Here is a 14,338-nt window from a genome sequence, read left to right as displayed (position 1 = left end):
GGAACCATGCCGTACCGCTTGCTCTGCCTGGCCCTCTTGCCCTTCGCCCTGGCCGCCTGCCAAGGCAGCAATCCCTACGTGGCCAGTGGCAACCCCATCCCGCCGGCCCCGCCCCAGGCCGCCAGCACCTTCGATGCCAGCGCCTACCCGACGCCACCGCGCGACTATGGCCGCTACCGCAGCTGGAGCTGGCGCGACAACCAGCAGCCCATCGGCCTGGCCAACGGCGAACCGGGCCAACTGGCCGACGCGGTGAGCAGCGCCCTCGATCAACAGGGCCTGCGCCCGGCCCGGGGTGGCGCGCCAGACTTGCTGGTCAGCGCCGACATCCGCCTGGAACGGCGCCTGCGCCAGGTGCGCGACTACGACAGCTACGACCCCTACTACGGGCCCTACCCCTACGGCAGCGTCGGCTACGGCGGCTACCGCAACGGCTACGGCGCCTATGGCAGCGTACCGATCGTGCGCACCTACCAGGTCGAGGTCATGGTGGTGCGCATCGACCTGTTCGACGCGCGCAACGGCCAGCCAGTGTGGAGCGCCAGCGCCGAAAGCGGCAGCGACAAGGACTCGCCGCGCGAGCGCGAGAGCGCCCTGCGCGAATCAGTGAGCAAGGCACTGAGCGGCTATCCTCCCAGTTAACCTTTAACGGAGAACCATTATGTTGCGACGTCTCGTTGTACTGTCCTTCGCGCTGCTGCTCGGTGCCTGTGCGAGCAACAACGTCCAACAGGATTTCGATGCCAGCCGCGATTTCGCCGCCTACCGCAGCTGGGCCTGGCAGGAGCCAGGCCTGCAGTACCGGCCGGATGACCCGCGGATCAAGAGCGACCTCACCGAGCAGCGCATCCGCCAGGCCGTCGCCGGCCAGCTAGACCAGCGTGGCCTGCGCCCCGTGCAGGGCAATGCCAAAGCTGATGTGAAAGTGCGCGCCTACCTGATCGTCGAAGACCGCCAGCAGCAGGTCACCACCAACTACGGCGGTGCCTGGGGCGGTTATTGGGGGGGCTACTGGGGCGGCCCGATGTACAACGAGACCCGCAGCGTCGACTACAAGGTGGCGACCATCCAGGTCGACATGTTCGATGGCCGAGACGGCAAGCTGGTCTGGCGTGGCAGCGCCGAGCAGATCATGAACAACTACCCGCCCAGCCCACAGGAGCGCAACGCCGCGATCCAGAAGACCGTGACCCAGGTATTGAGCAACTACCCACCCCACTGAGTGAGTCGTTGTCCCCATCGCCGGCAAGCCGGCTCCCACAGGTACAGCGCCGCACTGCGGACATGCGTCACACCTGTGGGAGCCGGCTTGCCGGCGATAGGCCGTTACAGACAGTCCACGACCTATACCCCAATCAAGGCAACTTGCCATCAGCTTGACTACACTCCCTGCACCGCCGCCGCGCTGCCAGGCCACAGGCCGGCAAAGGAGTGCCCGTGGTTCCCCATCCCGCAGTGCGCCAACGCGGCGCGATCGGCCTGATGGCCGCACTGACCCTTGGCCTGGCCCTGCTGTTCATGCTGCTCACCGTCGACAGCGGGCGCCTGTACCTGGAACAACGCAAGCTGCAGCGCATCGCCGACATGGCCGCGCTGGAGGCCGCCGAGCATGGCGGCGTGTGCAGCGGCGCCGGCGTGCAGGCCTCGGTGCTGGCCCGCACCGCCGCCACCCGCAACGGCCACTCCGTCAACAACCCATTGATCGCCAGCTGTGGCTACCTGCGCACCGGCACTGACAACCTGCGGGTATTCACCGCCGACAACAGCCGCCCTGAAGCGATCAAGGTCGAAGTCAGAAACGCGGTTACCACCAGTGCCGCCGGCGGCCTGTTCAGCCTGATCGATGGCAATTTCTCGCGTACCACCACACTGCATGCCAGTGCCGTGGCGGCCAAGGCCGTAGCGCCCCAGGCGATGCTGAGCATCCGCAGCACCCTGGCCACGGTCAACTCGAACCAAGGGGCCCTGCTCAATGCCTTGACCAAGGCGCTGGGGGGCAACACACAACTCGACCTGCTGGGCTGGCAGGGCATCGCCAACACTCAGCTGAACCTGCTCAAGTACCTGGACCAACTGGCCGTGGACCTGCACCTCAATGCAGGGGACTACCAGCAACTGCTGGCCTTCAACACCGACGCCACCACCTTGCTCAAGGCGGCGGGCAAGGTACTGCAGCAAAGCGGCGCTACCGCCGATGTGGTCAGCAACCTGATCAAGCTGGCAGTGGACCTGCCCGACAGCATGACCGTGGGCAAGTTGCTCAATATCCAGACCGGCACCGCCCTGGCCGGCCTGGACACCAGCGTCCAGCTGTTGCAACTGGTGCAGGGCGTGATCCTGGTGGCGGCGCAACAACGGGCGGTCACTGCCGACCTGCCCATCAGCCTGCTGGGGCTGGTCAATGGCCACGTGCAGCTACGGGTGATAGAACCTGCCCAAGTCTCGGCCATCGGCGACCCACGTACCGACTCGCTGCGCGTGCATACCGCCCAGGTCCGCGCACTGATCTCCCTCGACCTGCCCGTGCTCAATCTGGTCACCGGGCTGCTCAACGCGGTGCTCGACCTGGCGGCGCCGCTAACCAACGTAGTCAGCAACCTGCTCAACCTGAACCTGCTGGGAACGGTGCAATCGCTGACCTGTGCCCTGGCCGTGCCCTGCAAAGTCAGCGACATCATCCTGATGCCGGGCACCGTCAGCCTGCAGCTCGGCCTGGAAGTGGCCCAGGCCAGCAGCCGCCTGCAACCTGCGCCGCCTGACAACTACAGTTGCTCACCGAAGAGCCTCACGACACTCACCCAACGCTCGGCGGCAAAAATCTCCCTCGGCAAATTCGATTCGGCGCAGACATTCCTCACCCAGGGCAGCGACCCACCCAATCAAGTCAAGGCGTTACCCCTGATCGATATCGGCACCAACGTCTGCAGCCGGTTGCTGTTCCTGCCACCTTCGTGCGGCACCCGCGTGCCATTCGCCGGCGGCGGCTTAGGCGTGCGCATCGACAGCACGCTGCTAGGGGTCAACCCAATCGAAAAAACACTGGTGTTCAGTGGTAGCTCGGCCCCTGCACAGATCGGCCAGGCGCCGGTTTACCAGAACATGGACAGCGACCAGGCACAGGTGGTTTCCAGCCTTTCGAACACGCTCATGGGCATCCATCTGGAAGCTTACAAACCCGTGGCCGGTGGTGGCCTGGGCCAGGTCATGACGCTCACGGCCGGCCTGCTCGACGGCGTAAAAGCCATCCTCGAGCCGCTGCTCAAGAACCTGCTGGGCACGCTGCTCGACCCCTTGGTCAACGGCCTGCTCAAATCCCTGGGCATCGATCTGGCCAACGCCCAGGTCGGCGCCAACCTCAGTTGCAGCAGCGGGCATGCTCAACTGCTGCTGTGAAGCGGCAGTTCAACCCGGAAACACGCGCCCTCGTCGCTGTTGGCCACCGACAGGCTGCCGCCCATGTGGCTGACGATGCCGTGGCTGACCGACAGCCCAAGGCCGGTGCCGACCCCGGCTGGCTTGGTGGTGAAGAAGGGTTCGAAGATGCGCTCGAGCAGATGCGGGTCGATGCCGCCGCCGTTGTCGTCCACCAGCAGGCACAGGCGCGAGCCTTGCAAGCTCTGGCGCACGCGGATCCAGGGTTGCGCGCTGCGCTGCTCGAGCAAGGCGTCACGGGCGTTGACCATCAGGTTGATCAACACCTGCTCCAGCTGGTCCTGATGGCCGAACACCTGCGGTTGCTCGGCGGGCGCCTCGATGCACAGGTTCACGCCCTTGCCGCGCAGGCCCTCCTCCAGCAAGGCGCGGGCCCCTTCTACCGCGCCCCAGGCGCTGAAGCACTCACGCTCGGGCGCCGAACGCCGGCCATACACGCGCATGTGCTCGACCAGCCGCGCGGCGCGCTCGATCTGCGCCTCGATCCGGCGCAGCTTCTGTTCCATGTACGCAGGATCGGCAGTGCCGTTTTCAAGGCGCTGCAGCGTGTTGACCACCGCCATGCGCATCACGTTGAGCGGCTGGTTGATCTCGTGCACCAGCCCGGTCGCCAGCTCGCCCAGCGTGGCCATTTTCGCCCCCTGCAGCAATTGCTGCTGGCTGCGCCGCACCGCCGTGTTGTCTCGGCCGACAGCCTGGATCTCCAGCAGGCGGCCTTGGGCATCGAACAGCCCGCGATCGGCCCACACCCACCAGGCCTGTTCACGGCCAGGCAGTTGCAGGCAGATTTCCGCGCTGCTCATCGGCTGCTCCGGGGTCAGCGCCTGCAAGCGCTGAAGGAAGTCTTCACGCTGGCTGGCGGACAGCCACTGGCCCAGGTTCGCGCCCACCAGCTGCTCCGGCGTGCAGTGCAGGTAGTCGGCCAGGGGCCGGTTGCCGAACACCAGGCTCAGGTCTGGGCGGTAGCGGCAGATCATCGCCGGTGAGTCCTCCACCAGCACGCGGTAGCGCTCCTCGCTCTGGCGCGTGCGCTCGGCGGCCTCGGTCGCTTCGCTGACATCCAGCCACAGCCCGACCACCTCCTGGGGTTGGCCGAGGTCGTCACGCAACAGACGCGCCTCATCGTGCATCCAGTGGTAGCCGCCAAGCTGGTCGCGCAGGCGGTAACGGCAGCGCACCTGGCCGTCGCGCAGCAGGTCGCGGGTGCGCGCCAGCCACAGCGGCCGGTCATCCGGGTGCACGGCCAGGCCCGGCTGGCGCGCCAGTTCGCCATCGGCCGGCCAGCCCAGCAATGGCGCCAGGCTGGCACTGAAGAATTCGCTGTGCAGCGCGCCGTCGGCGTAACGCTGCACGTAGATCACCGCCGGCGAACTGGCGATCAGGTTCTCCAGCCGGGCTCGGGCAGTGCCGGCCTGATGCTCCTGGGTCTTGAGCGCGCTGATGTCGAGCAGGAAACCGCGCAACTGCTGCCCCTGCAACTGACCAACCCATTGGAACCAGCGCTGCGCACCCATGCCATCGGCCTCGCCCAGGCGCAGGCTCAGGTTCAGCGCCAGCCCTTCACGCGCCTGTTGCAGCGCCAATTGCGCGGGCTCACGATCGGCCGGGTGCAGGCGCGCCAACCATTGCCCTTCACCAACCTGGCGCGGCAACGCCAGGGTCGTGGCCAGCGCCGGGTCGAGTTGCAACTGGCCGTCCAGCGGCCACTCCCACCAGCCCGCCCCCAGTTGCTGCTGGAGGTCGTCGAGGTGACTGGCCTGGCGTTGCAGCTGCTGGTGTCGATGACGCGCCAGCAGCGGCTCGACCAAGGTCCGCGCCAACGCCAGCGCCATGTCGGCCGGGGGCGTCTGCGCGGCCCCGGCGCACAGCAGCCAGGCCTCGGCATCCAGCCCTTGGCGGTAGGGCACCAGGAACAGCGAAAGCCCGCCGCAGCGCGCCAGCAGCTCAGGGTCATCGGTGACTTCGATCAACGTCTGCGCAGGCAGTTGCCGCAACCAGGGCTGCAACCGGCCATCGTCCGGCCAGGGCCACTGGTCCTCGTTGCTGGCGTAGTGGCGCCAGCCACCCGGCTCACGCAGCATCAGCCGCAGCGAGGCGGCCTGCCAGTGTTCGGCCAGCGCCTGCAACTGCTCACGGGTAGTTTGCAGCAAGCGCTCGGCGCCGCACTCACGCAGCGCATGGCCAATCTCGACCAGCAGTGGCCGCTGGCGGTCCCAGCGCTGCTCGCGCAGCAGGTCGCCAATATCGAACAGCTGCAGCAGCCAGGCCTCGCCGTGGCGCTGCAACCAGCCACGGGTATGCAGCGCCTGGCCCATGACGGTGTGAAAGTCCAGATCCAGCGGCTGCCCCTGCCAATCGCCAGGTTCGCCTTCGAGCACCAGCCAGCTGTGGCGTTGCAGGTAGTCGTGCACCCGCGCGGTGGAACGCCCTGGCAAGGCCAGCAAGGTCCGCAGCGGGCCCGCCAGGCGCAGCACACGAGCCTGATCGTCGAGCCACAGTTGCAGGCCCACCGCCGGCACGTTGGCCAGCTCGGGTGCAGGGGACGGCGGCATGCGCCAACGGTCGAACAGGCTGCCCGTCACAGTTGCAGGCTCGCCTGGGCCTGCAGGCGCTCAGGCAGCTTCGGCACTTCGCCGATCAGCGGCAGCACCAGCACGGGCAACACCCGCTCCAGCCGGTCACGGGGGTAGTCGATGGTGACCGTCAGCAGCTTGTCCGCACCCACCACAACCCGGGTGTCGCCCGCCACATTGAAGCCCAGGGCGTCGGGCATCCAGGCCAACTGCCGGCTGATTACCTGGTGCGCCACACCTTGCACGTCCAGGGCATAGGTGGCGCTTGCCGGGTCGACGGCCACGCAGCGACGCACCGCCTCGCTGCTGGCCTGGTTGAACGACTGCAGCATCAGCATTGGCAGGGCATAACTGACCAGCCCATAGAACACCGCGAAAAAAATCATGAATACCGCGACAAACTCGATGGCTGCCGCGCCTTTTTGCCGTCCCGCCGGGCTTGCTTGCATGTTCGCGTCTACCCTGACTGTGAGACCTGTCTGACAGCATAGAACCGTTCAACGAATAGGGATGGCAATTTGCCAATGCAAAGCATTGTTCTCCTGATGTGGCTTGCCTTGTGCACCGAACAAGATGTCCGTGAACGGCAGATTTCCAACGCCCTCACCCTGGGTGTCGCAACCTGCGCCCTGGCCTGGCTGTTCGCCACCGGCCGCACCTGGATCGGCGCCGATGCCAGCGAGGCCGGCTGGGCCCTGGCCATCGTGATGCTGCTGACACTGCCCGGCTACATGCTCGGCCGTTTCGGTGCCGGCGACGTCAAGCTGATGGCCGCCCTGGCCCTGGCCACCAGCCCGCAGTATGTGCTGGGTACCTTCATCGGCGCCGGCATCACCGTGCTGGCCTGGCTGCTGGGCCGGCGCCGGCTGTGGACCCTGCTCAACCCGAAACTGAAAAAACGCCTGCAGAAACTCGCTGAAGAAGTCGGCGACAAGCAGCCCTTTGCGCCATATGTACTGGCCGGCTTTCTCCTGACGGCAGTTTGGATCCAATGAAGACTGAACGTTCGGATAAGGTGTACAGTCCATGTACTTGATTGCAAAGTGCGACTACTTTCTTGTTGCCGGTGCCCACGGCCCGGCCGCAAGACCGATACGACAGGGAGTTGATCGTGAACAAGTCCGTCAGTGAAGTGAAAGTGCTGGTTGTCGATGACCAGCCGTTGATTGTCGAAGAATTGTGCGACTGGCTGGAAAGTGAAGGCTATCGCTGCGTCCCGGCCCATTCCACGGACCAGGCCATCGAGCAGTACATCGCCGACGAAGCCATCGGCCTGGTGCTCTGCGACCTGCATATGCCCGAGCGCGATGGCATCGAGCTGGTCCGGGCGCTGAAACAGATCTCCGGCAACCAGCGGCTGTTCGAGGCGATCATGCTGACCGGCCGCGCCGAAAAGCAGGATGTGATCCGCGCCCTGCGTGAAGGCTTCGCCGACTACTACCAGAAGCCCATGGACCTGACCGAGCTGCTCGAAGGCGTGCGGCGCCAGGAGCTCGCCTTGCTGGAGCGCCAGCGCAACTTCCGCGAACTGGGCAACCTCAACCAGCGCTTGCAGGGCCTGGCCGAGTCCATCGACGAGCTCTACCAGGACCTGGAAAAAGCCCGCGGCCAGGGCGTGCATCGCCGCGCCACGGACGTCGAGGAGGCCGAGCCGGAACTGCCGTCGGCATTCGAGAAGCTGTCCCCGCGCCAGATGGAAGTGGCAAAACTGGTGAGCAAGGGCAAGACCAACTACCAGATCGCCTGCGAGCTGGGCATCACCGAGAACACCGTCAAGCTCTATGTGTCACAGGTATTGCGCCTGACCCACATGCACAACCGCACGCAGCTGGCACTGGCGCTGGCGCCCCGCTCGTCGCCGCTGCACCAGCGCTTCACCACCCATTGACGGCCATCAGCCGCCATTGTTCGACGAGCTGATCTTGGTCCAGCGATAGAAGTCCGGAATCTCGTACTTGTAGCTGTCCAGCCAGCGCTGCATGGACTGGTCGCGCTCCTTGTCGGTCTGCTGCTGGCGCACCGGCGAGGCCTGCCGATTGCTCGCCTGCACCTGCAGCAGCGCCTCGGTGGCGGTTTCTGCCCGCGCTTGGCGTACCGGCTCCTCGGCCTGCGCCAGCAGCGGTGTGGCCAGGCAGGCCAGGGCTATCCAGGGCTTGAACATACTCACCTCCCGTTCAATTGATGGCCGCCGTCGGCGTGGCGCGGGCGGCAAGCGGGCCGCGCCCAGTAGCTCTGAGCTGCTGGGCCCGGGCCTGGGCTTCGGCGAACTGCTCAGGCTTGAGCCGCAGGCGCTTGACCAGGTCCTCGGCCTGGTTCCAGTTGTCCTGCACCAGTGACAGGGTCACCAGGTTGACCGCCGGCAATGGGTTGTCATCCTTCAGCTCAAGGGCCGTGAGAAATTCGAAGCGCGCCTGCTCATCGTTGCCCAGTTTCATCTGCACCAGGCCCAGGTCGTTGCGCACTTTTTCATCGGTCGGCGCCAGGCGCGCCGCGCGCTGCAGGTTGCGCAGGGCCTGTGTGTCGTCGCCCCGCGCCGCGGCTATCTGCCCCAGGCCATGCTCGCCCTCTGCCGCCAGGCAGCCCCCCAGCAGGCTGCGGTACAGCGGTTCGGCCTCGCTGCGGCCCAGCAGGCGCAGTACCTTGGCCTTGCGCAGGCGCACCTGGTCAAGGGTGTCCGGTAACTGCTCCAGGTGCGCCAACCCCGCATGCGGGCGGCCTTCGCCGATCATCTGGTCGGCCATGTCCAGGCTCAACTGCTGGTCGGCTGCGGGCTTGCCACAACTGCCGCCACCAAACAGCTGGGCCAGGCCTTCGGGCGGTTGCCCGGCACAACCGGTCAGCAGCAACAGGCCCGTCATCAGCACGATCGCTTTCATCCCTCTCCCCCTCAGGATCCCAATGCCCGCGCCAAGGCGGAAAATCCCGGCCCGGCCAGGACGATAAGCAAGGCCGGGAACAGGAACACCATCATTACCGCCGACATCTTTGCCGACATCTTCGACACCCGCTCCTGCAGGCCGGTCAGGCGCCGGTCATCCAGCAGTTCCTTGAGCGCCAGCAACGACTTCATCGAACCGCTGCCTTGCACCAGCAACTGCTGGAGGATCACGCAGGTGTCGATGAACTCGTCCACCGCCAGCAGCCGTGCGGTCTTTTCCAGCTCCGGCCCCAGCGCCAGGCCCGAGTCGACCCGCTGCAACACCAGCTGCAACTCGTCGCAGATGTTCGGCACCAGGCTGCGCCCCTCCAGGGCCAGCACGCGCAACGCCTGCTCCACCGCAAGGCCGGTCTCGAACAGAATGCGCAGCAACGGGATCATCAGGCTGACTTCCTGGGCGATCTTGCGTTGGCGCCGCGCCGCCGCCGCGGCAAGCAGGCGCTTGGGCACCAGGTAGCCGACACCCAGCGCACACAGCACCAGCACCATCCAGTTGCCCCGACGCTCACCCGGCAAGCCATGCACCATCACCAGCACCAGGCCGGTGGCCAGCAACGGCAGCCCGAGCTGCAGCGCGGCGAACAACGCCCGCTGCCGGCTGCGCCGCCAGCCCAGCCGATCCAACAGCACCTGGGCCTCGCCGTCGAGCCGCTGCAGGCGCCGCCCCAGCGGGCTGCTGCCCAGCCAGTGCAGCCAGTCACCCAGCCGTTCGTCAGGGGCCAAGCGCCCCTGCAGGCGACGCGCCACCCGCTGACGGGCGCGCAGCTGTCGCGCAGCCTGCAGCGCCAGCAGGGCAAAGCCGGCCAGCAGGCACAGGACGCTGAACAGCAAGGCAGCGTTCACAGGCGCCTCATCATGCGCCACAGCACCAGGCAACCGATGGCCTGCAGGGCGAAGGCCAGCAGCAACATCGTCTGCCCATGGCTGTCGCGCCACATGCCCAGCAGGTAACCGGGGTTGGCGAGCAGAAAGTAACCGACCATGCCCAACGGCAACGCCCCCAGGATCCACGCGGTGATTCGCGTTTCACCGGTCATCGCGCGCAACTGGCGGTCACCCTGCTCGTGCTCGCGGATCAGCTTGATCAGGTTCTCCATCAATTCGCTGGCATTGCCGCCATGGCGCTGGTTGATGCGCAGGCCAAGGGCAAACAGGCGCAGCTCGTCCTGGCGGTACAGCTCGGCCAGCTCACTGACCGCATCCTCCAGCGGCACGCCCATGCGCACGTTGCGCCGCACTCGCAGCATTGCCGAGTGCAGAGGCTCGCGCGTGCCATCGATACCCCCGAGCACCGCGTCGTTCAAGGTACGCCCAGCCTTCAGGCTGCGCACGCTGTAGTCCAGCAGGCCAGGCAGTTGCTCGACGATCTGCCGCACCCGTCGGCGGCAGCGCCAATTGAGGTAGGCATGACCAAGCAAAGGCAGGCCGAACAGCATCAGTAATGCCGCCACCCAGCCTCCGGCCAGGCCGGCGACCAGCACCAGGCCCAGCCAGGCCAGCAACCCGTAGTGCAGGCCACGCTCGCCCGGCGCCAGGCCGGCACGCTGCAGCAGCGGGTCGAGCCAGTCACGCCTGGCACTGGCACCTCGCACCGCGCGGTAGGCCCGCCCCAGGCGCTGCAGGATGCGCTCCTCACCACGCTTGTGCAGGGCCACACGCCACAGCAGCAACGCCATGCCCAGGCACAGCGGCGCCAGGGCCAGCAGCAGCGGGCCGATCACAGCAGGCCCTCGTGGCGCAGCTTGGCCCCTGCCGGGTGCGGCGCCTCGCTGAGGAACACATCGCCGCCGCGCCGGTCGAGGCGGAACAAGGTATTGGTCACGTACACGTCGTCACGCACGCCGACCACTTCCAGCACTTCGCTCACACAACGGCGGCCATCGGCCAGGCGGGTCAGCTGGATCACCACATCCAGCGCCGCGCAGATCATCTGGCGCAAGGTCTTCTCGGCCACCTGGCGGCCCGTCAGGCCAACCAGGGTTTCCAGACGCAGCAGGGCATCCTGCGCACTGTTGGCGTGCACGGTGCTCATCGAGCCATCGTGGCCGGTGTTCATCGCCGTCATCACATCGACCACTTCGGCGCCACGGATCTCGCCGAGGATGATGCGGTCGGGGCGCATGCGCAGGGCATTGCGGATCAACTCGCTGGCCTTGATCTCGCCATGGCCTTCGGCGTTGGGCGGGCGGGTTTCCAGGCGCACCACATGCGGGTGGTGCAGTTGCAGCTCGGCGACATCCTCGATGGTCACCAGCCGCTCCTGGGGCGCGATCATCTGACTGAGGATATTGAGCAAGGTGGTTTTGCCGGTACCGGTGCCGCCACTGACGAGGATGTTGCAGCGCCGGCCCACGGCGCGTTCGAGGAAGTCGTAGATGGCCTGGTCGATGGCCCGGGTGGCCAGCAGGTCGGCACTCTTGAGCATGTCCTGGCGAAACTTGCGGATCGACAGGCACGGCCCGTCCAGCGCCACCGGTGGGATGATCGCGTTAACCCGGCTGCCGTCGGGCATGCGCGCATCGACCATCGGCGACGACTCGTCCAGGCGCCGCCCCAGGGGCGCCAGGATGCGCTGCATCACCCGTTGCACATGGTGTGCGTCGATAAAACGCAAGTCGGTATGCTGCAGCAACCCGCCCCGTTCGACGAACACCCGGAACGGGCCATTGACCAGGATCTCGGTGACACTCGGGTCGCGCAACAGCACTTCCAGCGGGCCGTAGCCGGTCAGCTCGTCGACGATCTCTTCGGCCAGGCGCTCCATCTCGTAACGCGACAGGGCCAGGCGCAGGCGCGCCACATAGTCGCCCACCTGCTCCAGGACGAACTGCGCCAGGGCCGGGCGCGCGCCTTCGAGCAGGTTGCGGCCAGTGTCTTCGATGGCATCGATGACATGCCGGTGCAGGGCACGCTTGAGCACCTGCGGGTCGTTTGCCGCCTGCCGCGGCCCGCCAAAGGGTTCTTCGCTGCTCATCGGTTGCTCCACAGGCGGCGCAGCCAGGTGTGGGTGGGGGGCGCCAGGTTTTCCGAGCGCCGCGCCAGGCGCTCGCCGAGTTCTCGCAGTGCCTGGCTCAGCGCTTCGCGTGGGGCCAGCTCGAACAGGCTCAGGCCCTGATTCTTGGCATTCAGGCGCAGCTCCGGGCTGTAGGGCATGACCTTGAGCAGCTTCAAGCCATAGCGCTTGGCCAGGGCCTCGGCATCCGGCGCCACATGGCGCATGAAGCGGTCGACCAGCAGGCTGGCATGGTCGAGCTTGATGCCGCGATCACGCCACTGCTCGAGCAGCTCCAGGTTACGCCGGCAATCGAGGATGTTCTGGTCGGTGTACAGGATCAGCTTGTCGCAATGGCTGACCAGGGTGCGCAACGCTTCGCTGTCGGCCTGCCCGGTGAGGTTCAGCACGATGTGCTGGAAATGCTGGCGCAAGGCACTGAGCAGCATGTACAGCTCGGCGGCGCTGGTCTGCTCCAGCGCCTCGTCGGTGGCGGCATAGGCAAGAATGCGCAGGCCCCCTTTGTCGCGGGTGAAGGCGCTGTCGATCAGGGTGGCGTCGAGCCGGCGCAGATGGCGCAAGGCATCGCCAAAGTGGAACGACGCCTCCAGCCCCAGCAGCGCCAGGCTGTCGCCACGAGGCAGGCCCAGGTCGAGCAGCAGAGTCTGCTGGCCACTGTCCTGCACCACCCGCGCCAGGTGGGTGGTCAGCAACGCACCGTCGGCCCCGCGCTGGGCACCGTAGAGCACGCTGAGCCCACCCAGGCTGGGGTTGCTGGCCACGGTCGGCAGGCGTTTGCCCAGGCGCCGTACCAGCCCGGCCACTTCGCTGGCCCGCGAACCATAGGCGACGAAGTCGCGGGCGCCAGCGCGCATGGCATGCAGTACCAGCTGGTTGTCCATGCCATCGCCAAGCGCGACGATGGCCAGCATCGGCTTGGCCTCCAGCACCCCTTCGATCAGCGCGCACTGGGCGATCAACTGCTCGCGGTCGAGGCCGATGAACACCAGGTTGCTGAAGGTCATGTCGACCAGCGCCAGCAACTCGTCGAGGCTCGGGCCATTGGCGCCGATCACCTGCCCCAACGGCGCCAGGGCGCCCTGCAGCCAGTGCAGGTCGTCCTGGTTGCGGGTCAGGGCCAGGTAGGTCTGGTTATGGCTTTCGTTCATCGGGACAACCCGCCTTGGCCTTCGAAACTGCCGTTTTCCATGAAGAACAGGCGACCCCAGCTGGGGTCGTAGGTGCGCAGCGCCTCGCCCGGCAGCTCCGGCAGGCGCGCGTCGGCGGCCAGCGGCTGGACCAGGTGCGGGGTGACGATCATCAGCAGCTCGGTCTCTTCACGGTTGAGCGCCGACTGGCGGAAGAACGCGCCGATGATCGGCAGGCTGCCCAACCCCGGCAGCTTGTCCACGGAAGAGCGGACGTTGCTGCTGACCAGCCCGCTGATGATGAAACTCTCGCCATCGGCCAGGGAAATACTGGTGTCGGTGCGCCGTACGCTGAGGGCCGGCACCTGGGTGCCGGCGATGGTCACCGCGTTGCTGTAGTCCAGCTCGCTGACTTCGGGGGCCACCTTGAGGGTGATGCGGTTGCGGCTGACCACCGTGGGGGTCAGTGCCAGGCGCACGCCGAACTCCTTGTATTCGATCGAGACGTTGTCGCTGCCACTGCTGGGCACCGGAATGGGCACCTCGCCGCCGGCCAGGAAGCTTGCAGTCAGGCCGCTGAGCACGGTCAGGCTGGGGCGCGCCAGGGTGTAGGCGAAACCGCTGTTCTCGAGTGCGTTGATCATCGCCAGGAAACGGCTGCTGCCGCCGCCCCAGACGATGTTGAAGACGTTGTCGTTGAGGGGGATGCCTGGCCGCACATCAGCGTAGGTCACCGGGTTGGTGCCGTTCTGGATGCCCGGCACGTAGTCGGGGCGCACGAAGGTGTTGGGCACCGTGCCGGGCGAACCGAACAGGCTGTTGTTGGAGCCTTTGAAGAACAGCCTGGCGCCGGCTTCCTTGTATTTTTGCCGGCGCACTTCGACGAAACGGATATCGGCCTGCACCTGGATCGGCAGGGCGTCCTCCCCGGCGGCCGGTTGCGTCACCTCGGCCATGTCAGCGCTGGCCCGGCCCTTGACGAACAGCATGGCCCGGTGCGGTCGCGGGGCGCAGTCTGTCCACAGCATCACGCTGGTATTGCCCTGCCCCACCGAGGTCAACAGCACGGCACGTTCGCCGCTGGGCTGCACATCGGCCACCTTGGGGTCACCCACTGCGGCACGGATGATGGCCACCGGCAGGCGCAGCTCCTGCTGCAGGCCCTGGTCCATCTCGATCACCGAAGGCAGCTGGTCGAAGGCTGCACAGCCCTTGCCAGCCGCTTGCGCCACCGGCATCAACAACCACAGGGCCA

14 protein-coding genes are annotated in these 14,338 nt (G+C 66.6%); 5 read left to right on the top strand and 9 right to left on the bottom strand.

Features of this window, described 5'->3' with window-relative positions; all coding sequences use genetic code 11:
* The first annotated feature begins 6 nt into the window (after positions 1-6).
* The 3 genes from F6X61_RS05945 to F6X61_RS05935 all read left to right on the top strand — a co-directional run bounded on the left by F6X61_RS05945 (position 7) and on the right by F6X61_RS05935 (position 3,393).
* Positions 7-642 carry a DUF4136 domain-containing protein gene (locus F6X61_RS05945; RefSeq protein ID WP_153785810.1) on the top strand — a complete coding sequence of 212 codons (636 nt, stop codon included), beginning with the start codon at positions 7-9 and terminating at the stop codon, positions 640-642.
* Between the two features lie 19 nt (positions 643-661).
* On the top strand, positions 662-1,222 hold the full coding sequence (locus tag F6X61_RS05940) for a DUF4136 domain-containing protein (RefSeq protein WP_110992912.1): 561 nt from the start codon (positions 662-664) through the stop codon (positions 1,220-1,222).
* 215 nt (positions 1,223-1,437) lie between these two features.
* Positions 1,438-3,393 (top strand): pilus assembly protein TadG-related protein, encoded by a 1,956-nt coding sequence (locus F6X61_RS05935; RefSeq protein ID WP_256671304.1) that lies wholly within the window; start codon positions 1,438-1,440, stop codon positions 3,391-3,393.
* Here the strand turns inward: F6X61_RS05935 and F6X61_RS05930 are convergent.
* Both F6X61_RS05930 and F6X61_RS05925 read right to left on the bottom strand, forming a co-directional pair.
* On the bottom strand, positions 3,378-5,984 hold the full coding sequence (locus F6X61_RS05930; protein WP_153785831.1) for a PAS domain-containing sensor histidine kinase: 2,607 nt from the start codon (positions 5,982-5,984) through the stop codon (positions 3,378-3,380). The two genes, F6X61_RS05935 and F6X61_RS05930, sit on opposite strands and share 16 nt — an antisense overlap.
* Before the next feature lie 26 nt (positions 5,985-6,010).
* Complete coding sequence (locus F6X61_RS05925; RefSeq protein ID WP_153785809.1) at positions 6,011-6,454, bottom strand: TadE/TadG family type IV pilus assembly protein; 444 nt, start codon at positions 6,452-6,454, stop codon at positions 6,011-6,013.
* A 75-nt stretch (positions 6,455-6,529) separates the two neighbouring features.
* Between F6X61_RS05925 and F6X61_RS05920 the strand changes: the two genes are divergently transcribed.
* Together F6X61_RS05920 and F6X61_RS05915 are read left to right on the top strand one after the other, a co-directional pair.
* Entirely contained in the window at positions 6,530-7,000 is a 471-nt protein-coding gene (locus F6X61_RS05920; protein WP_153785808.1) for a prepilin peptidase, read from the top strand.
* Between the two features lie 110 nt (positions 7,001-7,110).
* A complete protein-coding gene (locus F6X61_RS05915; RefSeq protein WP_371923658.1) occupies positions 7,111-7,893 on the top strand; it encodes a response regulator in 783 nt (260 codons plus the stop codon).
* Positions 7,894-7,899: 6 nt separating this feature from the next.
* Here F6X61_RS05915 and F6X61_RS05910 read toward each other — a convergent pair whose 3' ends face one another.
* Genes F6X61_RS05910 through F6X61_RS05880 form a run of 7 tightly spaced genes read right to left on the bottom strand, consistent with a single transcriptional unit; the run spans position 7,900 to position 14,321 of the window.
* The gene (locus F6X61_RS05910; protein WP_153785806.1) at positions 7,900-8,166 is read right to left on the bottom strand and encodes a DUF3613 domain-containing protein; all 267 of its coding nucleotides are present in this window, start codon (positions 8,164-8,166) and stop codon (positions 7,900-7,902) included.
* Positions 8,167-8,179: 13 nt separating this feature from the next.
* Complete coding sequence (locus tag F6X61_RS05905; protein ID WP_153785805.1) at positions 8,180-8,881, bottom strand: tetratricopeptide repeat protein; 702 nt, start codon at positions 8,879-8,881, stop codon at positions 8,180-8,182.
* 11 nt (positions 8,882-8,892) lie between these two features.
* Positions 8,893-9,786 carry a type II secretion system F family protein gene (locus F6X61_RS05900; protein ID WP_178125780.1) on the bottom strand — a complete coding sequence of 298 codons (894 nt, stop codon included), beginning with the start codon at positions 9,784-9,786 and terminating at the stop codon, positions 8,893-8,895.
* Positions 9,783-10,664, bottom strand: coding sequence for a type II secretion system F family protein (locus F6X61_RS05895; RefSeq protein ID WP_153785804.1), 882 nt, complete (start codon positions 10,662-10,664; stop codon positions 9,783-9,785). The genes F6X61_RS05900 and F6X61_RS05895 overlap by 4 nt, the downstream gene beginning before the upstream one ends.
* A complete protein-coding gene (locus tag F6X61_RS05890) occupies positions 10,661-11,917 on the bottom strand; it encodes a CpaF family protein (RefSeq protein WP_153785803.1) in 1,257 nt (418 codons plus the stop codon). Before F6X61_RS05890 ends, F6X61_RS05895 begins: the two co-directional genes overlap by 4 nt.
* Entirely contained in the window at positions 11,914-13,104 is a 1,191-nt protein-coding gene (locus F6X61_RS05885) for a pilus assembly protein (protein WP_153785802.1), read from the bottom strand. The genes F6X61_RS05890 and F6X61_RS05885 overlap by 4 nt, the downstream gene beginning before the upstream one ends.
* Positions 13,101-14,321: a type II and III secretion system protein family protein gene (locus F6X61_RS05880; protein ID WP_256671307.1), complete on the bottom strand. Its 1,221-nt coding sequence runs from the start codon at positions 14,319-14,321 to the stop codon at positions 13,101-13,103. Before F6X61_RS05880 ends, F6X61_RS05885 begins: the two co-directional genes overlap by 4 nt.
* Positions 14,322-14,338: the final 17 nt, after the last annotated feature.

The organism is Pseudomonas sp. EMN2 (genome assembly GCF_009650555.1).
In the GTDB taxonomy this organism is placed as follows: Bacteria; Pseudomonadota; Gammaproteobacteria; order Pseudomonadales; family Pseudomonadaceae; genus Aquipseudomonas; species Aquipseudomonas sichuanensis.
The sequence above is the reverse complement of the archived record's forward strand: the minus strand, read 5'-3'. Positions and strand labels throughout refer to the sequence as shown.